Consider the following 22,842-nt stretch of genomic DNA (forward strand, 5'->3'; position numbering starts at 1 on the left):
AACAATTAAAATTTACCTTTTTTGAATGCAAGGCCGATACCGCCTAATTTAAATACAGCACGTGTATCGATAACTTTCTTCATGAAAGCAGCTTTTTTACCAGCAATATCTCTACCATAAACGATACCTACACCGTCATTAGAACCTAATGAACATACAGTACCTCTGTCTACGTAAGTAAATTCTTGTGTTGGTTGTCCTTCAAGAATTTGTTTGATATTTTTAGCAACGTGCTCACCTTGTTGCATAGCGATTTGAGCAGTTGTTGGTAATGGACGTTCTTCACCAGCAGGAATAAATGCTGCACAGTCACCAATTACGAAGATATCGTCATGACCAGCGATAGTTAAATCTTGTTCGTTTACAATTCTACCACGTTTAACGCCATCAAATGATTCTTCCATTAATTGACTACCACGTACACCAGCTGCCCATACAGCTGTATTAGCTTCTAATTGTTGTTCTTCATCATTAACTTTAACAACGAAACCTTTTTCGTTACAAGCTACGATTGGTGTTGCAATTTTGAACTCAACGCCTTTATTTTCAAGGTAGTTAACAGCGTGGTTAACAAGGTCGTCTGAGAACATTGGTAACATTTTAGGCGCAGCTTCTACACAAGTGATTTTAACTTTGCTTTGTTCAACACCATATTTATTACATAATTCAGGAATGCGGTCTGTTAATTCACCTAAGAATTCAATTCCAGTGAAACCAGCGCCACCTACTAAAATAGCTAAATCACGATCATCTTTGTCTTTAGATGCTGCGTAATTTGCAAATTTGTCTTCGATATGACGAGCTAATCGACGAGAAGTTAAAACATTTTCGATTTGGAAAGCGTGATCTTTCATACCTTTGATACCGAAAGTTTCACTTTCGAAACCTAAACCTACTACTAAAATATCGAAATCAAAAATACCTGCATCAGTTTCTACTTTTTTAGCATTACGGTCAATTTTAGTTACTTCTGCTTTTACAAAGTTTACTTTATCTTCGTTAATTACGCTTTTAACTGGGTAAAGTAAATCTTCATAGCTAATCGTACCAGCTGAAGCTTCATGTAACCAAGTAGCTTCATAGTGGTAATCATTTTTATTGATTAATGTAATTTCTGCTTCGTCAGCTGAAATTTGTTTTTGCAATTTAGTAACAGTTTGTAAGCCAGCATAACCAGCACCTAAAACTAGAACTTTTTTACGATTTTGTGCCATTTTATTCACCTAAGCTTTCATAATTTTTTCTTGCAACCGTCTTTAGTAAGACCTAATAAGAGTAATTCAACTCATTAAAGACAATCTTTCATCCATTAATAATTTTATATTTTTTAAGGTATATTTTCAAGCACTTACATGCATATTGTTTATTTTTTCACAAATCATTCCAGAAAAAAGTTGGAACAGCCATACTCTAATAGTCAACTTAGCCTCTATCTATAACAACTTTACTGTTATTCATTAGGGTCGTGACCATTATAACGTGATGGTGTCCCAACTCAATATAATTAACAATCTTCTGGTGATCCCGCAACTTTAGCAGTTCTAAATGAACTACCACAACCACATGATGCAATAGCATTAGGGTTATCTATTTGGAAGCCGCCACCCATTAATGATTGTTTGAAATCTACAGTCGTCCCTTCTAATACGGGTTTATCATCTTTATCGACTAATACTTTCAAACCGTAAAATTCAAATACTTCATCGTTGTCACCTTTAGATTCTTCGGCTGACATACCGTAAGTTAGACCAGTGCATCCACCACCGTTAACTTTAATCTTTAAATATCCGTCTGACATATCATTTTGTTTAAGCATGTCTTTAACTTCATAAGCTGCTGCTTCAGTCAAATTTATAACTGCCATAATGTGTCCCTCCTAAAAAATCCAAGTTTCTTCTATATGTGCATAAATTTTTTGTAATAAATCATCTGGTGATTCACCTTCAACGATATCACCATTTACCAATGCATACAAGGTACTTGAGCATAATCCACAATTTTGCAGACACCCATATTCTAGAACATCTACAACCGGATCATTATCAAGTTGGTTATATACATAATCTCCACCTTTCGCCATGTTCGAAATGCAGAACTCTACTATTGGATTCATAATACACCTTCTTATTAATAATCAGTTATAACATTATAACAACTTTCACTTCTAATGACTATGTTCTTGCTTTGCTTCATCTCATTAAATTTTCAAACTAACATATTTATAAATAAATATTAATAATTTCTAGAGAAATGGTTATTTATCAACTTTTTCGAGTCTATAATCATCTTTTCTTTAAACGATTTTGATTACTATAATCATTTAATTTTTGACTAACATGTGTCTAAGTTATTTGTAGAACAATTAAAAAAAGCATATAATATAAGCGAGTCATTTATTTTGAAAAATGAGATGGTCACTGACACCTATTTATTTTTCACCTTAGCAAATAGATTGAAACTTTTAGACTTAAATGTATTTTATTCAAACGGGCTGAAACTGAGTACAATGTCTTTTGTTGAAATCTGTAAACACATTTATTATTAGAGGGGTATCAAAATGAAGAATTTAGTTTTATTAGGCGGCGGTTACGGCAACATGCGTATTATGTCTCACATTTTACCAAACGCCTTGCCTGACAATTACTCACTAACACTAATCGACCGTATGCCGTATCATAGTTTGAAACCTGAATTTTATGAATTGGCAGCAGGTACAAAATCTGATAAAGAAGTGCGTATGAATTTCCCAAATTCTGAACGAGTGAACATCGTTTACGGGGAAATCAATGATATTAATTTAGAAGATCAAATCGTTACAGCCGGACATACAAAAGTTGATTATGATGAACTAGTTATCGGCTTAGGTTGTGAAGATAAATATCATAACGTTCCTGGTGCAGAGGAGTATACACATAGTATTCAAACATTATCTAAATCTCGTGAAACATTCCATCATATTAGCGAACTACCAAACGGTGCTAAAGTTGGTATTGTTGGTGCAGGTCTTAGTGGTATCGAATTAGCGAGTGAATTACGTGAAAGTCGTGAAGATTTAGATATTTACCTATATGATCGTGGTGAACGTATCTTATCTCGTTTCCCAGAAAAATTAAGTAATTATATTGAAAAATGGTTTAAGAAAAACAATGTGAACGTCGTACCAAATTCAGATATTAACAAAGTAGAACCTGGCCGTATCTATAACTGTGATGTCCCAGAAGATTTAGATTTAATCGTTTGGACAGCGGGTATTCAACCAGTCGAAATCGTTAGAAATTTACCTATCGATATTAGTAAGAGTGGTCGAGTTATTTTAAACCAATATCACCAAGTGCCAACATATCCTAACGTTTACGTAGTTGGAGATTGTGCAGAACTACCTCATGCTCCAAGTGCGCAATTGGCAGAATATCAAGGAGACCAAATTGCTGATGTTATGAAATTACAATGGCAAAACAAAAAATTACCTGAAAAAATGCCTGAAATTAAAGTACAGGGCTTCCTAGGCTCATTAGGAGATAAAAAAGGATTTGCATACATTATGGATAGAACTGTAACTGGACGCTTAGCTTCCATATTAAAATCTGGCGTACTTTGGATGTATAAATACCATAATGGTTAAAAAAAGACTGCTCATTTAAGAGCAGTCTTTTATTGTGCTTCAAGTTTATTTACAAATCGAGTTAAATCTTTTAATTGGATATAACCGTCAGCCACATATTCATCATTCATTGTTATAAGTGGATAAAACAATTCATCTTCTTGAATTTGTTCGATAAAATGCTGATCATGATCTGATAAATTATCATCATCATTTTCTATATCAATATATGTGTATTCAAACTGAATGTTTGGGTATTTCCTAGCTAATAATGGTTGTAACCATTCATACGTGTTTTTAGACGTAGGTGCATTGACACAACTTGCACATACATTTTCCGCTCCATACACGACGACACTCACCTTGTTCAAGTTAAATCCCCCTTTAGTTTCAATTATAGATTTTTCTTCCATTTTCTATTATAATAAATAAATGAGTACAAGTTGAAATTTTTTTACTTGAAAGGAGGCATATGTATGCCAACTGAGAACGCAACTATGTTTGATCAAGTAGCTGAAGTCATAGAGAGATTACGTCCATTCCTACTACGTGATGGAGGAGATTGTTCCCTAGTCGATGTAGAAGACGGGATTGTTAAATTACAATTACACGGTGCATGTGGTACTTGTCCAAGTTCTACTATTACTTTAAAAGCTGGTATTGAACGTGCATTACACGAAGAAGTACCGGGTGTTATAGAAGTAGAACAAGTATTCTAACCGACATTAAATATACTAAGAGCGCTCAGCTTAATGAGCGCTCTTTTTTATATTTTTGTGTTTTTTCATGCATATGATGGTTGATACATTGGTTAATATAAACCCAACCTTTCCAACCAATATGAACAGCATCACTAATAACAAAAGGTTCATAATCTTTGTCTGTCATGTCATACAATTTACCTTCTCGTGATGTGACAGTATGATTAATTTTTTTATAAACACCTTGTCGACGTTCAGAGTCTATACCAATATGATCATACCATTTACCATTTGCTGGAATGCTAATGTATTGTACATCCGCACCAGCTGCACGCATTGTATCTACTAATAATGCTAAATCCGTAAATTCTGGAGAGTGTTTATTAAATTCGTAATTTCGATTAATTTTTCTTTTACGTGATTTAATCAAATCCCAATATTTATCTCTAATACCAAAGTTATTAGATTTAGTATGTTCACCGCCATATGCTTCTGCATCTTTCCTCATAGCCTTCCACGATTTGTAGTTATCGTTAAGTGGTTTAACGTTTTCGAGTGGTGAGGGTGCCAAAGGATAAGCTGATTTAATAGCCTCTATTTTTAATAATTGGTTTGCTTTAAACGAAGAAACATAGGAATGTTTGATGTTATCCGGATTTTTAGCTACTTGTCTTAAAAATGGTTTGTTTTGAACATTTTTAAAATGTAATAGCCTTTTAGCATAACGTTGCTTAAGCTCTGGACTTAAATTGGGCTGTTCAAACAATTTATCTATTTGAGTTTGAGAAATCCTAGCATTGAAATTAACATTAGTTAAGCCGTGATTTGTAAACCACTGTGGTGAGATAATAAAAGCTAGCTTCTTACCTTTTAAATTATTATATTGAGACGCTAATCCAACGGCATTGATTAAATCAGTTGAACCGCCAGTACCGATTAAATACGGTTGTTGTGGCGCGTATTTATGATTATGCATCACAACTCCAGGATTAAATGGATCATCTTTACCAAGTTCACTCGATCCATAAATAGGGTAATAATGATTCGATTCAAATAATTTATTTTGAATGAGGGTTCCTTTTAACACTTGTTCATTCAGTGACAATCTTTGATCAGCTACTGCTTTATTTGAGATTAAACTTGTAAACCAACTTGCAGGTAATAGTAGAAAAACGCCAAACAATACTAAGCTAACCAATATAGGAATGTATGGTTTTAACTTCATTTTTGTTGTTCAAGTACTGCAACAATTTTATTTGGTGTCGCCCATTCGTCTCTGTCGAAGTCCATAATAGAAACTTCAATATCTAATTTATTTTGAATCTCTAGTAAGAGTTCCACAGTTTTAAACGAATCAATAATACCCTCTTCAAAAATTTCGATATCTGGTTGCTCTTTCACGATGTTATTTTCTGATACATCGGCTAATAAATCTAATACTTGTGCTCTAAATTCCATATAAATTCCTCCTAAAAATTAAAACAGTTTACCTGAAAAGATAAGAAAACCAAAAGCTACAAAGTGGAACGTTATGACGATACTCAATGCTTGAGTAAATTTATTTTGCCATCTAGGCGGATGTTGTTTTTTCCAACGCTCGTAATAGCCATAACCTATAAACATCAGGCCATGATATAAACCATAAGCAATATAATGTGCTTCTAAACCATGCCAAACTCCCATAATAAAAAAGTTGATGAAAAATGCGATATTTGACATTAAGAGTTGGCTTTTAAACATTCTTTTTTTAGACATATAAAATAGTGCGCGCATATAAATACAATCTCTAAACCAAAATGACAATGTCATATGCCATCTATTCCAAAAATCTTTAATATTTTTGGCTTTGAACGGTCGATTAAAGTTTTCAGGTGATTTCACTCCGTATAAATAACTAAAGGCGATTGCAAACAAACTATAACCTGCAAAATCAAAGAATAAATACATACTATAGGCATACATATATAGCCATTTGCCGGTAAACGTAGTTAATTCTATTGTTAATGGCGCAACGGCATATTTTTGAATTAAGTAAGCAATAATATATTTATATAAAAAGCCCATCATAATATAATGAACCGCTTTAATTAGTAAGTTATTATATTCTCCACCAGTTGGGACTTTTTTATCGTCTTTGACAAAACGTTTATATCTATCTATAGGACCAGACGAAATAGTTGGAAAGAACGAAATAAATTGAATTAGTTTCCAAAATTTAACTTCTTTAATTGAACCATCTCGTATTTCCATAAGTAATTGCACGCTTTTAAAAGTCACGTAGGAAATACCTAAAAAGCCAATGAATGACACAACTTTACTTTCATGTAATAAAATTTGGTAACGTCCTAACCATGAGCTTTGTATAACTTTTACCAATACTAAAGGTAAAATAGATAAAGTTATGACGACTACAAATTTTGCGAATGAATTATGCTTCGCCTTTGTTTTCCAATAAGTCATAATGATACATACTTGCCATATAATATAGATAATAAAGCTTACAAGTTGCGTACTAATATAGCTAATTCCAAATAAATTATGTTTATGAGAAGAGAAAATAATTACAAGCATAAAGAATGTAGACAAACCATTATATATGTAACTTCTCTTACCCATAAGCCCCAATATGATTACTGGAATTAATACAATGAGAGCTATTAAGAAAAAGGTGAAAGTTCCATAAGGTATCATGTTGTAACCTCAGCAATCTGCTTTCTATCTACTTTACCATTCACTGTCATAGGCATTTGATCAATGACTTCGAATTTGCTCGGAATCATATATACCGGTACATATTGTTTTAATTGTTCTTTAATTTCATGAGATAACTCATTAATATCAACATTTTGTGGCGTATTCTGCGTTAACGTAATAACACCAATAATTTTTGATACTTTATCTTTGTTATACACTGGCACTACAATAGCTTCTCGTATTTTATCAATATGTCTTAATTGAAATTCAATTTCTTCTAATTCGATGCGATAGCCGTTCAATTTAATTTGATAATCAATACGTCCTTGGATAAACCATTGCCCGTTTTTTTGAACTGCTTTATCTCCTGTATAATAACTTCTAGTGTGACCATTATACTTAAATACTTTTTTACTTCTATCTTCATCTTTAAAATAACCAGCACTTACACAATTCCCCGTAATGACTAACTCACCTTCTTCTGTTATATCCAAAACTGTGCCATTTTTCGGGACACCCACTGGAAGTGGATTATATCTATCGATGATATCTTTGGTGATTTGAATACTAGTAATCGCTACAGTTGCTTCAGTTGGACCATAAGTATTGTAAATTGTTGCGTGTGGGAATTTATTATTCAATATTGTTGCCGTTTTATGCGCTAATATTTCTCCACAGAAATAAAATTGTTTTAGTTGAGAATATTTTTGTTCATCAAAATGTGGCAATAATAAACACATTTCTAAAAATGACGGTGTTGAAACCCATACGTTAACGTCATTATTTTCAAGTAACTCATTTAACAATTTAGGTTTGTTAATCATATTTTTATCAACTAGGTTAAGTGTACCTGCAGATAGTAAACATGGATAAATAGCCATAACCGATAAATCGAAAGAAAATGGCGCTTGATTTAACCATTGTTGGTGTTCACCTGCTTGATTTAACTCAATCACCCAGTCTGCAAATTCATTTAAACTACTATATTTTATTTGCACTCCTTTAGGTTCACCTGTTGAACCACTAGTAAAGATTGTATAAACAATATCATCGCTTGCAATATGCGCTTCATAATGTTCAACAGTAGCCAGTTGACGTAAAGATGCTATAAAAATTTCTTCGCCAATTGCTAATGTGAGTGACTGCGAAGTCGTATTGAAGATATATTGTGGTTCTATTTTATTAATAATCGATGCGACCCTATCTTCAGGCAAAGACGTATCCACTGGTACATAGCCGCATCCTGCTTTCATACTTGCTAACATTCCTACAATCATAAATGGCGACATATGTCCATATAATAACAGCGGCTTGTTAGCATTTTCTATACGCTTTGCTAATGCGTTAGAGTGTTGTTCTAGTTCTTTATAAGTTAAAATTTCGCCATTATATTTGACTGCTGCTTGATCAGGGTGAAATGATGCGTGTTGTTTAACTGTTGTTAAGATATCCATCTCTTTACTCCTCTTTAAAATTCATTATAAATAAAGTTATTGTGGGTATCGCCTGACCCATATATCAAATATAAAGCGATTAATATTATAAAATACAATACAGTTAGTCCTGTTGCCTTCACAGCACTATATTGCAAGAATTTAAGTTTAATTTTTGACATTGTCCACCTCGTAATAAAATCAACGATTCATTCTCACAATTTAAATGACGAAAATTTACAATCGTTGTCTATCATCATTCTTTACAAATTCATTATACATTTTTTCTTATAACTTTACAATTGTATAAATATTTTACATTGTTGTTAAGACGTATATTACCTAACCTAACGACAAAATGCGTATCGCAATATATTTATTGCCGCTATATTTATAACATAATTATAAAAGGCTTTCAAATAAATTTTTAAAATATTTTTACATATTCTTTACATATTTATATACGTATTTAACGTAGCTCCATTTATTTTTTTATTCGTATAGACTAGTTATACAAAATTTTATTATAAAAAAACTCAGTCTCAGGTTGTAACATTCTTGTAAAATTTGTAAAATTATGACCCAAAATAAATAAGCAGCCCAACTACATATGTTGAGCTGCTTTACTTTATATTTTTTTATTGATTATTTTCTAACCGGTGTTAATGGTGCTTGTCCGGCTAATACTAATTTAATATTATCTATACATAATTGAATCATACGATCTCTAGTTACAATAGATGCACTACCAATATGTGGTACGATGACAGCATTTTTCATATTTAATAATGGGTTGGCCATATCAATTGGCTCTTCCCTTAAGACGTCAAGTCCACAGGCCCATATCTGCCCTTCATTTAGTGCATGAATAAGTGCATCTTCATCAACAACGGCACCTCTACCAATATTAATAAATACTGCTTCTTTTTTCATTTTTTCAAATGCTTGTTTATCAAATATATCTTTTGTTTCTTCGGTAAGTGGTGCTGTAGATATAATAAAGTCACTATTTTTTAGTAACGTATCAAACGAAACGTACAATGCACCTAATTCTTCTTCAGCATCAATATGTCTAGAACGATTGTGGTACATAATATTGGCTTCAAAACCTTTTAACCTACGGGCTACTGCTTTACCAATATCACCCATACCAAAAATACCAACTTTAGCTCTATATAAATCTTTGCCTGCTAATAAATATGGGCTCCAACTTTGCCATTGACCATCTTGTACAAAACGTTCTGCTTCAACAATTCGACGCGCTACACTTAACGTTAATGACACGCCTAATTCAGCTGTCGTCTCAGTTAAGACGTCAGGCGTATTCGTAACAACAATATTATGATCGTGAGCTAATTGTACATCTATATTATCAAAGCCCACCGCCATATTTGCTATAATTTTCAAATTTGGGGCAGCGTTTAAAGCTTCTTCATCAATTTGCTCTGATAAAGTTATAAAACATGCGGTCGCCTCTGACAAAGCTTTTAAAAACTTATCTCTTGGCATAGGCGTATACGCATCATCCCAAAGTTCAACTGTATCAATCGCTTCTAACTGCTCAATAAATTTTTCTGGTACTTTTCTTGTAACAATAATTTTACCCATCCCAATCGACCTACCTTTCTAATTCGACTATAACTTCGTTTAAATCTTTAAAAGAGTACGTTGGTGGTTGCTCTTTTTGTTCAATTTCTTCTAATGTTGTTACCCCTGTTTGTACGTGAATCGTATCAATATTTACGTTAATACCTGATAAAATATCTGTATCATATAAATCGCCTACCATTGCTACTTCATCTTTAGGAAGATCTAGCACAGCCAAGGCCATATTCATTATTACTGGTTCTGGTTTGCCAATAAATACGGGTTCTTGTCCTGTTGAAACTGATACTACACTAGTTAAAGCACCGTTTCCAGGCATAAAACCTCTTTCTTTCGGTATAGAAACGTCTTTATTTGTTGATATAAATTTGGCTCCGTTGCGTACCCCTAATGTCGCAGTGCCTAATTTTTCATAAGTGATAGCTTCATCAAGACCTATCACAACATAATCGACAAATTCATCATCTTTAAGCTGTAACCCTTTATTATTTAGTGCAGTTTTTAAACCGTTGCCACCAACCATATATACCGTTGCATCTTGTTGTTCGTTAGAAATGTAATCCGCCGTAGCAACTGCTGAAGTAATAATATCATCAGCTGTAGCCTTTATGCCTAATCTATTAAGTCTTTCGGCTACTTCAATAGGTTCTTTTGATGAATTATTAGTGACGAATAAATAAGGAATATTACGTTTACTTAAGTAATCTATAAATTCGACTGCACCGTCAATAACGTCATCGCCTTTATACATTGTGCCATCCAAATCTAATAAATACGCGCTATACTGCTTCATTTAAGTTATTCTCCTTTATCTCCGAATGCTGTCACTGGTACGTTTTCACTTTTTAAAAAGTTTATTACTTCTGCAATAAACTGTTGATAATAAGGCATTGCTTGATCAAACAGAGGCATTAAATTATTATCTTCAAGTTGATCATAAAAATGAACAAATTGTTTTCTTACATCAATCGTTTGATTAATTTGTTCTTGTGTTGCGGTTGAAATCACTTTTTCCAAAGCTAAAATATCAATAACATCTTTATAATTACCTGGATCTCTTAAAATAAATCCATCAATAATCATGTTACCAATATCCACAGATGATTCAATTAGCATTTGAGCAATACGTTCAAATGCATATGTATTGCCTTTATTATTTTCATAATCCTCGGTTAATTGTTGAATATAATTTAATTTCGCATTTAATTGTTCTTTATTTACAAAGTACATAACCGTCACCTCTCAATACTTCAATAATATCACAATTTTGAAGTTAAATTCATTACTGGTTATACTGAGAACTAAAGATTTGCAAAAATAAAATATAGAAAGAAGGTCGTTTTATGATAGATATGTATTTATATGATGATGACGAGTCTGCACAAGTGCAATTTGTTGGGTTTGTTGGCGAAGAAAGTCGTTATGATTTGATGCTAGTGCAAACCGATCGTCATTTTGGTAAAACCATAGTATTAAATATGCAAACGAATAAATTTGGCATTATAGGAACAGATGATTTAGAAGAAGAAGGCTATATTGCTTACATACTAGGTGTCAATGAAGACGAAGGTAATGAATTAAATGCCTTTTTATCAGAAAAGATTCAGTAAAAATTAATTAAGTAATGCATTTAAATGCAAACAAAAGGCAATTTCTATTTGATGTTGATAGAAATTGCCTTTTTAAAATATAAACTAATAATATTTCTTAATCTCTCTATGAAAGTATTAGTTATTCTTCAGTATTTTGAATTGTAGGTTGAATTTTAACATCTTTTAATTTATCTTCCGGAGTTTCTTCTACAGATGTTTGCTCTGACGTATTATTTTTCGTTACTTCGGCTGTCACATTTTGAGCAATAAAATATGGGCACCCAAAGTTACAATACTCTAGCAAGTAATCTTGAATTGTTGAGAAACGTTTACTTAACTCAGCTTTTTTATTGGAATCTTTGTAGAAACCTTTTAGGCGAAGCTGGTCATAGCCGAAATCACCTACTACAAAGTCGTATTTATCTAAAATATCAGAATAGCGCCCAACAAATTTTTCTTCATCAAAACACTCTCTATATTCTTCAATTAGTTCAAAAAACTGATCATTTACTTTTATCATTATATTTCACCTTGATTTTATATTAGCTCAAATATGTTACAACATTAGCTGGCTATTGATAAGACATATTGTCACAGGTTAGACAGTAACTAATTATTTTAATTTGTTACTATAAAGACTTAGTCCACCATATGTCAAAGATACATACGTGTAAACTAAGTCTAAAATTAAATCCTATTTAATTATTGTTCTGCGTTTAGTTGGGCTTCACCAAGACGTTGTTTTTCTTTAGCCGCTTCGTTTACTTGTTCATCTGCGTGATATGAACTTCTTACAAGTGGGCCGGCTTGACAGTGTTTAAAGCCTTTATCCATAGCAATTTTACGTAATTTACCAAATTCTAATGGTGTATAGTATTTTTCAACTTTTAAGTGTTTACGTGATGGTTGTAAATATTGACCGATGGTTAAAATATCTACGTCATTGGCACGTAAATCATCCATTGTTTCATAAATTTCTTCGTAAGTTTCGCCTAGACCTACCATAAAGCTAGATTTTGTAGGTATTTCTGGTTGTAATTCTTTTGAACGTCTTAAAAATTCTAAAGTTCTATCATAAGTGGCACGTGCACGAACTCTTGGCGTTAAGCGACGTACTGTTTCTATATTGTGGTTTAAAATATCTGGTTTAGAAGCCATTAATGTTTCTAAAGCTTCGTAATCTCCCCCCATATCTGAAGGTAATATTTCAATCGTTGTATAAGGGTTGCGGGCACGTACTTTACGTACTGTTTCAGCATATACGTTTGAACCCGCATCTCTTAGGTCATCTCTTGCTACTGCTGTGATAACTACGTGTTTTAAGTTCATTAATTCTACTGATTCAGCAACTCTTTCGGGTTCACCTAAATCTAATTCGTTCGGTAATCCTGTTTTAACAGCACAGAATCTACAAGCACGGGTACAAACCGCACCTAAAATCATAAATGTTGCAGTTCGACGTTCACCCCAACATTCATGTATATTTGGACACTTTGCTTCTTCACAAACTGTATGTAAGTTCTTTTCACGCATCATTTTCTTGAGGCCAGTGTAATTTTCATTCGTGTTAAGCTTTATTTTTAACCAATCTGGTTTACGTAATATTTCTTCATTTTTAGTAGCCATAACAACGCTTACCCTCCTGTATAAATATCTCTAACTATTATAACTAACTTTACACCAAATTAAAACGTAATTGAGGCATAAATTAATATTGTAACAATTTCTTCTTAAATATATCTCTTAAAAAGTCCGGCATCAAGTATTCTATTTGTTGATCTTTTAACATTGGAAAATATCTTCCAAATGTATACATATCAACAGTCCCTAACGTATAAGTATGGTCATCAATAATTTCTTCGTCAGCGATAAAATAGCGATTTTCAGATTCAATGAAACCAACGTTATATAGGATATATCCACCAAAGATATTTCCTCTAAATCCTAAACCTTGTGCTTGCACGTTAATATATTCTTGTTTTTGACTTTTAAATACAACTTCTTTTAACACTTTACCTGAAAGTTTAATTCTAACTGCATTAATTGGATGCGGTAACATTTGATGGATGTCATATTCTGTAACGATCTTATCGTCTATTGCATTTACGATTAATCCTGCATTGATTATCGTACAATCTGCACCAGTAAAATATTGTAAACTTTCTGCAAGCAAATATGCTGTTTCACTAATGAAGTTTGTTTCTCGTGGTAGAGATACAGGTCTATCTGTAACAGGCTCATCCATTAATACTTGCCCTTCTTCGGCAAAATGTGTTTCTGTTTCAGGTAACGTCTCGAGAGGATGAATCGTAGCTTTTTTGGACGTTACTTTGCTGTTGTTTATTTCTAAAGTTACTTCGCCTAAATAGTTACCATACTTTCCTGCCGCTGCCATTAATACACCATTATTGACTTCGCCATTTTCAAAATAATGATGTGTATGACTTCCTAAGATCACATCTATCTCAGGCATTTCTTGGCATAATTTTTCATCAAAAAAGACACCGACATGACTCATAATGATCAATACATCATATTGACCTTTATTGGCATGAATTTCATCTTTAATGGCTTCTAACGGATTTGTTACAACCCAATCTAATGCTCTATAAAACGGCGTAAACGGTGCAGTAGCAGCCACAAATAATATACGTACGCCATCGATAGTCTTTATATAAGATGACGAAATATTATGTGGTAAATTTCCCTCTTTATCAAAAACATTAGCACATGTCACTGCAAAATGTGCGTCATTATATAAATTATTCAGTGCCTCGTGTGATATTGTCATGCCTTCATTGTTACCAATTGTTGCTATATCGCAATGTGCTTCATTTAATAAATCTACGTTTTTAATCCCCATCGTTGCTTCAGTCACCGGTGCCGATAAATCTACGTGATCTCCAATATCTAAGTACAGAGAGGGGTGTGTTAATTGTGGTCTTACATCAGCTAAATACGCAGAAATTCTTGAATATTCGTGTAGATGACTATGTATATCATTTGTATGATAAATAGTTAATTGCATCTATATCCTCTCCTGATAACTTACAAAGTTACAAATTTAAACTTCAGATAATGCTCTATAATACTTCACTAAAATAAACGTAATTGTTGCGGTGCCAAACCATCATAATCTATACCTAATATGGTCTGATATGATTTAGCGTTGTTCGCTGCGTGTCCTCCAGAATTATTGTTAAACACAACGTAAACTTCGCTAGCTTTTTGATCCAACACTTTTACTTTATTTGCTAAATTAGTTAATTCTTCTTGGCTATAATTATATAAATAACGTACATCACGCCACTTTTCATCTGTCATGTCTTGTTTGGTCCAACCATGCGTATTACGTCCATGGTATCTCACAAATGCAACGCTATTAGTAATTCTGTTCACTAATGGTATAGAACCTTGTCCTACTTGAGGTTCATCACATACAGAATGGATAATATTTTGCTCTGTTAAAAATGACAATGTTTGTTCTTTAAAATCATCAGAAAACCAAGATTGATGTCGGAATTCAACGCAAATAGGAAATGCCTTTAATTGTTCTCTAATGAACCTAATGTATGTAATATTCTGAGCAGTACAATCAAACCATGGTGGAAATTGAACTAATACCATCGCTAATTTGTTTTCTTGCTTTAATGGTTGTAACATTAGTTTAAATTGGTCTATTAATTCTTGCCTAGAATCTGCGTACTCTTTATAGTCTGCATGTAAAGTTAGTGCTTGATGTATTTTTACTATGAATTTAAATTTTTCGGGTGTTTCTTTAATCCATTTTAAAATATTTCTTTCTGGTTGAATGGCATAATATGATGCATCAAGTTCGACAATTGGAAAATGACTCGCATATTTTTTTAGCTTATCTGATTTCCGTTGTAGATCTTCATATAATGTATCATGATCACCCCAACCAGTGAGTCCAATATTTATCATTCATATCACCGACTACATAATACCATACATATAATAATTCATTCACTTGTTTAAGCTTAATAACTCGCTTTTCATATATAAAAAGCACCACTACACTAATGCATAATTTTCAGCTAAAAACTATCTTTCAATGTAATGGTGCTTATCCAATTATTATTGTAATACTTTTTTTGATTGCTCAAGGATGTGTTGCATTAAGTCATCAACACTAACTGCTTGAGCGAGTCTTGGACTTTGTCCACTCCATAAATGCGTCATATCGGCATCGCCTTTTTGCACGGCAGCCTTCCGAATAGCATTTGTTAGCTGATTTTGTATAGGATAACTCGGAATGGCGTCGTCATAATTATTCATTTCATGAATAAATTCATTATCTATACCACGAGCCGGCTTACCACTAAACACAGGTGTAACTACCGTATCTGTTTCTTTACTATTCAAAATAGCGTTGCGTAAAACGTTATTGGCACCACTTTCTAATGTAGTCAAAAACGCTGTACCCATCTGTACGGCTTGCGCGCCTAATGCCATACTCGCAATTAAACCTCTGCCATCCATAATGCCACCAGCAGCAACTACGGGTATAGAAATATTATCGACAATTTGTGGTACTAATGACATCGTACCTACGAGGGCGCCATTATGGCTCGTGTCTATAAACGACCCGCGATGACCACCCGCTTCACTACCCTGTGCAACGACAATATCAATACCTGCATCTTCGTTAGCTTTGGCTTCGTCAACCGATGTAGCAGTCCCTAATAAAGTAATGTCATGTGCTTTTAATTTGGCAATAGTCCCTTGATCTGGAATACCAAAAGTAAAAGCGACAATAGGAACTTGCTTATTAATTATAATGTCTATGGCACGTTCAAATTGTTGTTGTTCAGTGATATTCACAACGGGTTCTTCTAAATTAAACGCCTTGCGATAAGGTTTAAGCCAAGCTTGCATATGTTCTATGAGTCCATTATCTATTTCATTATTACTTGGAACGAATAAATTCACTGCAAAAGGTTTAGTCGTTAAGTCATTTACAGCATCAATTTCACTTTCCAGTTTTTCACCATCAAAGTAACCGGCACCGATCATACCTAAACCACCTGCATTACATACCGCAGCGACTAATTCTGGCGTTGTACTCCCAGCCATACCTGCTTGAATTATTGGATAATCTATATTTAAACGTTTGGTAAGTTGTGTTGATAATTGCATCTTTAACACCTCACGATCAATGGCTAATTATTTTTCTTTATGTTTGAAGATAATTTTTCTTCTTCTTCTTCGTCCATTTCATCTTCAATTTCCATGCCAAGCATTTCCTCAATTAAATCCTCATGAGAAACGATACCATCCGTTCCACCATATTCATCTAGTACAATTGCTAAATGTTTACGTGTTACGGTCATTTTTCTTAATACCCACTCAGCTTTATTATGCTCGTTAACAAATAATGGCACGGAGGTATAATCAATAATGGATTTATCTTGTTCATGATTCCACGCTAATAAATACTTAGAATGAAAGACCCCAACTATATTATCAATGTCGCCTTCGTAAACTGGGTACCTAGTATATGGGTTGGATTTTACCGTTTCATATACTTCTTTATAGCTCGCATCGTCCGAAAATGCAGTTACATTGATTCTTGGGGTAGTATTAACATCATTGATTTTTAATTTATCAAAATCCATAACACCTTGAATACGTTTGCTCTCCATCTCATTAAATGCACCTTCGCTACCAGCGATTGTTACAAGTTGTCGTATTTCTTCTTTAGAATATTTTTGATCATTTTCCTGATTTTTTGTTAATGCGTGGTGTATACTATCCGTTAATCCATTTAGAATCATCGTGATCGGTTTAAAAACCATCGTTATTAATTTTAGTGGACCATAATTAAATCGGCCGACAGCATTCGGTATTGATGCCGCAATAGATTTCGGAAAGACTTCACCTATTAGTATAACTACGATAATTGACAGTATAATTGTCCCAATAATATTTAAGTTATGATTAATTGCGACAATAGTCATTAGCGTTAAAATTAATAGATTCGCTATTGTGTTGCACACTAAAATTGTCGTGATAAAATCACTGGGTTTATGTAAAAAATCTAATAATTTTTGTGCTTTTTTATTTCCTTGTTGTGCTTCTTCACTTAATTTAATTTTGTTTATAGCAGTCAATGCTGTTTCACTACTTGAAAAGAAAAACGAGGCAAACAATAAAATGATTATCGATATAACCAAAAAGCATATCCCCTTCGTTACGTTTTATTTGCTGTTTGAATTCTTATTCCCTAAGACTTTGACTAAAAACTACTTTATTGATGAAATAAATTCATTCTAACACACATTGTTCTTCATAAGAATGTATTTGTACACTACATAGTTTAACACGATAGCTATACTCATTGTTAAACATAACATGGCATAAAGCAAAATTGATTTATGTTCTCATATTGAAATTTGCACATTGTTCAATTGCTATAACGATAAAAAAGAGGCGCCCCAGAGGCACCTCTTCATATTATCAATAAACATTCAGCTCGATTTATTAACCGATTGAACCTTCCATTTCGAATTTGATTAGACGGTTCATTTCAACTGCATATTCCATTGGTAGTTCTTTCGTAAATGGTTCAATGAAGCCCATTACGATCATTTCTGTCGCTTCTTCTTCTGAAATACCACGGCTCATTAGATAGAATAACTGTTCTTCAGACACTTTAGACACTTTCGCTTCGTGCTCTAATGAGATGTTGTCGTTAAATACTTCGTTGTAAGGAATAGTATCTGAAGTTGATTCATTATCTAAAATCAACGTATCACATTCAATATTTGAACGTGCACCTTTCGCTTTACGTCCGAAGTGAACGATACCACGATAAACAACTTTTCCGCCATCTTTAGAAATAGATTTTGAAACAATTGTTGAAGACGTATTTGGTGCTTTGTGAATCATTTTCGCGCCGGCATCTTGTACTTGACCTTTACCTGCAAAGGCAATTGATAAAGTACTACCTTTAGCGCCTTCACCCATAAGCACACAGTTAGGGTATTTCATTGTTAATTTAGAACCTAAGTTACCGTCTACCCATTCCATATTACCATTCTCATAAACTAATGTACGTTTAGTAACTAAGTTATAAACGTTATTAGCCCAGTTTTGAATTGTAGTATAACGCACGTGAGCATCTTTATGAACAATAATTTCAACGACCGCTGAGTGTAATGAACTTGTTGTGTAAACTGGTGCAGTACAGCCTTCTACGTAGTTGACTGAAGCGCCTTCGTCAGCAATAATTAGCGTACGTTCGAATTGACCCATATTTTCTGAGTTAATACGGAAATATGCTTGTAATGGTGTGTCTAATTTAATGTTTTTAGGAACATAAATAAATGAACCACCAGACCATACAGCTGAGTTTAATGCAGAAAACTTATTGTCAGCAGCAGGTACTACTGAAGCAAAATACTCTTTGAATAATTCTTCATTTTCTCTTAAAGCACTATCTGTATCTTTAAAGATAATACCTTTTTCTTCAAGTTCTTTTTCCATATTATGGTAAACAACTTCAGATTCATATTGCGCAGATACACCTGCAAGGTATTTTTGTTCTGCTTCTGGAATACCTAATTTATCAAATGTACGTTTAATTTCTTCTGGAACTTCATCCCATGAACGTTCAGCGTGTTCAGATGGTTTTACATAATACGTAATATCATCGAAGTCTAATTCAGATAAATCTCCACCCCACTGTGGCATCGGCATTTTGTAAAAATACTTCAATGCTTTAAGTCTGAAATCAAGCATCCATTCTGGCTCTTCTTTCATATTGGAAATTTCTTTAACGATGTTTTCTGTTAAACCTCGTTCTGATCTGAAAATGGAAACATCTTCTTCGTGGAAACCATATTTGTAATCTCCAACATCAGGTGCTTTCTTAGCCATGTTAATCACTCCTTTTATATATTTAAAACCTCATCGTGCGAGTTATATTTCTATAAGATTGTAACACGTTGCATGGTATATTCATTTATGCCACTATCAAGTTACATTAAACATTTGCTAGTTTAATCACTTTAGCGTATTCATGTTGTTTATTCTAGTTTGAATGGCATATTACACTTTGTCAACGTATTACAATGATTATTCTTCTGTTTTACCTTCTTTTTCAACTGTGCCTTTTTCTAATGCTTTCCACGCTAATGTTGCACATTTAATACGTGCAGGGAATTGTGAAACACCTTGTAGCGCTTCAATGTCACCCATATCTTCAGTAATGTCGTAATCTTCACCAAGCATCATCTTAGTGAATTGTTGGCTCATTTCCATAGCTTCTGCTAAAGTATGGCCTTTAATTGATTCCGTCATCATTGAAGCACTAGACATAGAAATAGAACAGCCTTCTCCATCGAATTTAGCGTCTTTAATTACATTATCTTCGATATCAAACGTTAAATTAATACGATCCCCACATGTTGGATTGTTCATATCTACAGTCATCGTACCATTATTTAATTTCCCTTTATTTCTAGGGTTTTTATAATGATCCATAATGACTGAACGATATAATTGATCTAAATTATTAAAATTCATATGAGAAAAACTCCTTCGTTTGCTTCAACGCTTCAACTAATTGATCAATATCTTCAGTCGTGTTGTAAATATAAAAACTAGCGCGTGCAGTTGATGATTGGTTTAACCATTTCATTAATGGTTGCGCACAATGGTGACCCGCACGTACAGCTACGCCTTCAGTATCAACAGCTGTAGCTACATCGTGTGGATGAATATCTTTAATATTAAAAGTAATTACTCCAGCACGACGATCTTTTGGCGGTCCATATATTTCTATACCATCAACAGTAGACATTTGTTCATAAGCATACTCAGTTAATTGTTTTTCGTGCTCATGAATTGCATCGAAACCTAAATTTTCTAGATACTTTATCGCTTCGCCAAGACCAATAGCTTGTGCAATTAATGGTGTACCTGCTTCAAATTTAGTTGGTAGGTCTGACCATGTTGCGTCGTAATTACTTACGAAGTCAATCATGTCTCCTCCAAATTCAACAGGTTCCATTTCTTGTAATAAATTTCGTTTACCATATAAAACACCTATTCCTGTCGGTCCAAGCATCTTATGGCCACTAAAACTATAAAAGTCGACATCTAAATCTTGCATATCTAAAGCAGAATGAGGTGCAGCTTGTGCGCCATCAACACTTATAACAGCACCATGTTCATGTGCTACTTCAGCTATTGCTTTAACATCGTTAATCGTACCTAATACGTTTGATACGTGAGCGATAGCTACAATTTTAGTATTATCATTGATTGTTGCTTTAACATCTTCGATATCTAGTTCGCCATCAGCTGTCATCGGAATAAATTTAAGTTTAGCATTAGTACGTTTAGCTAATTGTTGCCATGGGACGATATTGGCATGATGTTCCATTTCGGTAACAACAATTTCATCTCCAGGTTGTAAATTAGCATCACCGTAACTACGTGCAACTACATTTATTGATGCCGTTGTACCACGTGTGAAGATAATTTCTTCAAAGTAACGTGCATTTATAAAACGTCTAACCGTTTCTCGTGCACCTTCATATGCATCAGTAGCTAATGAACCTAATGTGTGTACACCACGATGAACGTTAGAATTATACTTTTTATAATAATCGTCAAGTACGTTTAACACTTGAACGGGTGTTTGACTTGTTGCTGTAGTATCTAAATAAGCGAGACGATTCCCATTAACCTGTTGGTTTAAAATTGGAAAGTCTTTAATAATTTCTTGTACATTTAATGATTCGGTCACATTACCCACAGACCTTTCTTAATTAAGAATCTCTGATTAGACCTTAGTTGAAGTTACTAACATGTACTTCATACATTTTATATCAATCACTTTTTCATAAGGTGACTGTGCTAAGGCTTATTACTTGTTTACTTTTAATTCGATTACTTCACGTAATTGACGTTTAACATCTTCAATAGGTAACTCTCTAACTACAGGGTCTAAGAAACCGTGAATAACAAGTCTTTCGGCTTCCCTTTGTGAGATACCGCGACTCATTAGATAATAAAGTTGTTCTGGGTCAACACGACCAACTGATGCAGCATGTCCTGCTTCAACATCATCTTCGTCGATTAATAAGATAGGGTTAGCATCGCCACGTGCATTTTCAGATAACATTAAAACACGAGATTCTTGGTTCGCGATTGATTTTGTACCACCGTGCTTGATGTAACCAATACCATTAAATACTGATGAGGCATTTTCACGCATAACACCATGTTTTAAAATATAACCGTCTGTTTCTTTACCATATTGAACAATTTTAGAAGTAAGGTTTACTTTTTGATCACCAGTACCTACAACTACTGATTTTAATTCACTTGTTGAACGGTCACCTACTAAGTTAGTAGTATTATCAATAATTTGACTACCTTCGTTCATTAAGCCTAATGCCCAATTAATCGTAGCATCTGCATCTGCAGTACCTCTGCGAATAATATGACCAGTAAAGCCTTTATCTAAATAGTCCACTGAACCGTAAGTAATATTTGAGTTAGGTCCTGCAATTACTTCTGATACAATATTAAGCTGGTTTCCTTCACCACTTGCAGTTGAAAGATAGTTTTCAACGTAAGTTACTTCAGCACTTTGTTCAGTAGCAATGATTACGTGGTTATAAAAACTAGCATTTTCATCATCGTGTAATACGACATATTGAATTGGATGTTCTACGACTACGTTTTTAGGTACATAGACGAAGACCCCACCATTCGTTAGTGCTGTGTGTAAAGCAGTAATACGATGTTCATCAACAGAAACCGCGTCTTTCATATAATATTTTTGTACTAAATCAGGATGGTTAACTAGAGCTTCTGATAAGCCTTCTACAATTACGCCATCTTTTTTAGCTGATTGAGAAACACGTGTAAAAGCTAATGAATTATTATGTTGGATAATCAAGTTTTCTGATTTATCAACATCGATAATTGCGCTTACTTCTTCAGGTAGCGCATCTAAATCGTCATACGTTTCACCTGTTGTTTCAAATTGTTTAAATGAGTCAAAATCCCATCTATTTATTTTAGTTTTATCTGGTTTTGGCATTTCTAAAGTTTCAGTTAGTTTTAACGCTTCTCTACGTAATTCCGTCATCCACGAAGGTTCATTATGGGCTTGTGAATATTCAACAAGTTGCGCTTCAGAAATGTTCAAAGTTTCAGTCGTCATACTATTTTCC

General features: G+C 33.6%; 25 protein-coding genes. 3 read left to right on the top strand and 22 right to left on the bottom strand.

The window, feature by feature from the left end; genetic code table 11:
* Positions 1-5: 5 nt before the first annotated feature.
* From RPL90_RS10550 to RPL90_RS10560, 3 genes are all read right to left on the bottom strand, one after another.
* Entirely contained in the window at positions 6-1,214 is a 1,209-nt protein-coding gene (locus RPL90_RS10550; protein WP_313549060.1) for an NAD(P)/FAD-dependent oxidoreductase, read from the bottom strand.
* A 290-nt stretch (positions 1,215-1,504) separates the two neighbouring features.
* Complete coding sequence (locus tag RPL90_RS10555; RefSeq protein ID WP_313549063.1) at positions 1,505-1,864, bottom strand: HesB/IscA family protein; 360 nt, start codon at positions 1,862-1,864, stop codon at positions 1,505-1,507.
* Between the two features lie 12 nt (positions 1,865-1,876).
* Positions 1,877-2,113 carry a YuzB family protein gene (locus RPL90_RS10560; protein WP_313549065.1) on the bottom strand — a complete coding sequence of 79 codons (237 nt, stop codon included), beginning with the start codon at positions 2,111-2,113 and terminating at the stop codon, positions 1,877-1,879.
* A gap of 444 nt (positions 2,114-2,557) precedes the next feature.
* Here RPL90_RS10560 and RPL90_RS10565 point away from each other — a divergent pair, with 444 nt between their 5' ends.
* Positions 2,558-3,622: an NAD(P)/FAD-dependent oxidoreductase gene (locus RPL90_RS10565; protein ID WP_313549066.1), complete on the top strand. Its 1,065-nt coding sequence runs from the start codon at positions 2,558-2,560 to the stop codon at positions 3,620-3,622.
* Positions 3,623-3,651: 29 nt separating this feature from the next.
* On the opposite strand, the gene RPL90_RS10570 is transcribed toward RPL90_RS10565, so the two are convergent.
* On the bottom strand, positions 3,652-3,972 hold the full coding sequence (locus RPL90_RS10570) for a YuzD family protein (RefSeq protein ID WP_313549067.1): 321 nt from the start codon (positions 3,970-3,972) through the stop codon (positions 3,652-3,654).
* A gap of 105 nt (positions 3,973-4,077) precedes the next feature.
* Between RPL90_RS10570 and RPL90_RS10575 the strand changes: the two genes are divergently transcribed.
* Positions 4,078-4,320 (top strand): NifU family protein, encoded by a 243-nt coding sequence (locus RPL90_RS10575; RefSeq protein WP_042739763.1) that lies wholly within the window; start codon positions 4,078-4,080, stop codon positions 4,318-4,320.
* Between the two features lie 25 nt (positions 4,321-4,345).
* On the opposite strand, the gene dltD is transcribed toward RPL90_RS10575, so the two are convergent.
* The 8 genes from dltD to RPL90_RS10615 all read right to left on the bottom strand — a co-directional run bounded on the left by dltD (position 4,346) and on the right by RPL90_RS10615 (position 11,264).
* Positions 4,346-5,527, bottom strand: coding sequence for a D-alanyl-lipoteichoic acid biosynthesis protein DltD (gene dltD / locus RPL90_RS10580; protein ID WP_313549079.1), 1,182 nt, complete (start codon positions 5,525-5,527; stop codon positions 4,346-4,348).
* On the bottom strand, positions 5,524-5,760 hold the full coding sequence (gene dltC / locus RPL90_RS10585) for a D-alanine--poly(phosphoribitol) ligase subunit 2 (RefSeq protein ID WP_313549083.1): 237 nt from the start codon (positions 5,758-5,760) through the stop codon (positions 5,524-5,526). The genes dltD and dltC overlap by 4 nt, the downstream gene beginning before the upstream one ends.
* A gap of 18 nt (positions 5,761-5,778) precedes the next feature.
* Positions 5,779-6,993 (bottom strand): D-alanyl-lipoteichoic acid biosynthesis protein DltB, encoded by a 1,215-nt coding sequence (gene dltB, locus RPL90_RS10590; protein WP_313549088.1) that lies wholly within the window; start codon positions 6,991-6,993, stop codon positions 5,779-5,781.
* A complete protein-coding gene (dltA, locus tag RPL90_RS10595) occupies positions 6,990-8,450 on the bottom strand; it encodes a D-alanine--poly(phosphoribitol) ligase subunit DltA (RefSeq protein ID WP_313549093.1) in 1,461 nt (486 codons plus the stop codon). Before dltA ends, dltB begins: the two co-directional genes overlap by 4 nt.
* Before the next feature lie 14 nt (positions 8,451-8,464).
* Entirely contained in the window at positions 8,465-8,611 is a 147-nt protein-coding gene (locus tag RPL90_RS10600) for a teichoic acid D-Ala incorporation-associated protein DltX (protein ID WP_313549097.1), read from the bottom strand.
* Between the two features lie 463 nt (positions 8,612-9,074).
* Complete coding sequence (locus tag RPL90_RS10605) at positions 9,075-10,037, bottom strand: 2-hydroxyacid dehydrogenase (RefSeq protein ID WP_313549103.1); 963 nt, start codon at positions 10,035-10,037, stop codon at positions 9,075-9,077.
* Positions 10,038-10,047: 10 nt separating this feature from the next.
* Positions 10,048-10,827, bottom strand: a complete 780-nt coding sequence (locus RPL90_RS10610) for a TIGR01457 family HAD-type hydrolase (protein ID WP_313549106.1) — start codon at positions 10,825-10,827, stop codon at positions 10,048-10,050.
* A gap of 5 nt (positions 10,828-10,832) precedes the next feature.
* Complete coding sequence (locus RPL90_RS10615; RefSeq protein ID WP_313549111.1) at positions 10,833-11,264, bottom strand: DUF86 domain-containing protein; 432 nt, start codon at positions 11,262-11,264, stop codon at positions 10,833-10,835.
* 113 nt (positions 11,265-11,377) lie between these two features.
* Between RPL90_RS10615 and RPL90_RS10620 the strand changes: the two genes are divergently transcribed.
* Positions 11,378-11,644 carry a DUF3055 domain-containing protein gene (locus tag RPL90_RS10620; protein WP_313549117.1) on the top strand — a complete coding sequence of 89 codons (267 nt, stop codon included), beginning with the start codon at positions 11,378-11,380 and terminating at the stop codon, positions 11,642-11,644.
* A 121-nt stretch (positions 11,645-11,765) separates the two neighbouring features.
* Here the strand turns inward: RPL90_RS10620 and RPL90_RS10625 are convergent, their stop codons facing one another.
* The 10 genes from RPL90_RS10625 to sufD all read right to left on the bottom strand — a co-directional run bounded on the left by RPL90_RS10625 (position 11,766) and on the right by sufD (position 22,832).
* Entirely contained in the window at positions 11,766-12,146 is a 381-nt protein-coding gene (locus RPL90_RS10625) for a YutD family protein (protein WP_313549120.1), read from the bottom strand.
* Positions 12,147-12,328: 182 nt separating this feature from the next.
* Positions 12,329-13,252, bottom strand: a complete 924-nt coding sequence (gene lipA / locus RPL90_RS10630; RefSeq protein WP_048792654.1) for a lipoyl synthase — start codon at positions 13,250-13,252, stop codon at positions 12,329-12,331.
* Between the two features lie 82 nt (positions 13,253-13,334).
* Positions 13,335-14,654, bottom strand: coding sequence for a bifunctional metallophosphatase/5'-nucleotidase (locus RPL90_RS10635; RefSeq protein ID WP_313549126.1), 1,320 nt, complete (start codon positions 14,652-14,654; stop codon positions 13,335-13,337).
* 68 nt (positions 14,655-14,722) lie between these two features.
* The gene (locus tag RPL90_RS10640; protein WP_313549129.1) at positions 14,723-15,571 is read right to left on the bottom strand and encodes a DUF72 domain-containing protein; all 849 of its coding nucleotides are present in this window, start codon (positions 15,569-15,571) and stop codon (positions 14,723-14,725) included.
* A gap of 153 nt (positions 15,572-15,724) precedes the next feature.
* Positions 15,725-16,786, bottom strand: a complete 1,062-nt coding sequence (locus tag RPL90_RS10645) for an NAD(P)H-dependent flavin oxidoreductase (RefSeq protein ID WP_313549132.1) — start codon at positions 16,784-16,786, stop codon at positions 15,725-15,727.
* A gap of 23 nt (positions 16,787-16,809) precedes the next feature.
* A complete protein-coding gene (locus RPL90_RS10650) occupies positions 16,810-17,823 on the bottom strand; it encodes a hemolysin family protein (protein WP_313549135.1) in 1,014 nt (337 codons plus the stop codon).
* Positions 17,824-18,130: 307 nt separating this feature from the next.
* Positions 18,131-19,528 carry a Fe-S cluster assembly protein SufB gene (sufB, locus tag RPL90_RS10655; protein ID WP_048792649.1) on the bottom strand — a complete coding sequence of 466 codons (1,398 nt, stop codon included), beginning with the start codon at positions 19,526-19,528 and terminating at the stop codon, positions 18,131-18,133.
* A 198-nt stretch (positions 19,529-19,726) separates the two neighbouring features.
* A complete protein-coding gene (sufU, locus tag RPL90_RS10660) occupies positions 19,727-20,176 on the bottom strand; it encodes a Fe-S cluster assembly sulfur transfer protein SufU (protein WP_313549142.1) in 450 nt (149 codons plus the stop codon).
* Positions 20,166-21,404 carry a cysteine desulfurase gene (locus RPL90_RS10665; protein ID WP_313549146.1) on the bottom strand — a complete coding sequence of 413 codons (1,239 nt, stop codon included), beginning with the start codon at positions 21,402-21,404 and terminating at the stop codon, positions 20,166-20,168. The genes sufU and RPL90_RS10665 overlap by 11 nt, the downstream gene beginning before the upstream one ends.
* A 120-nt stretch (positions 21,405-21,524) precedes the next feature.
* The gene (gene sufD / locus RPL90_RS10670; protein ID WP_313549150.1) at positions 21,525-22,832 is read right to left on the bottom strand and encodes a Fe-S cluster assembly protein SufD; all 1,308 of its coding nucleotides are present in this window, start codon (positions 22,830-22,832) and stop codon (positions 21,525-21,527) included.
* Between the last annotated feature and the right edge of the window lie 10 nt (positions 22,833-22,842).

The sequence above is a fragment of the Staphylococcus kloosii genome, assembly GCF_032139365.1.
GTDB lineage: Bacteria > Bacillota > Bacilli > Staphylococcales > Staphylococcaceae > Staphylococcus > Staphylococcus kloosii_A.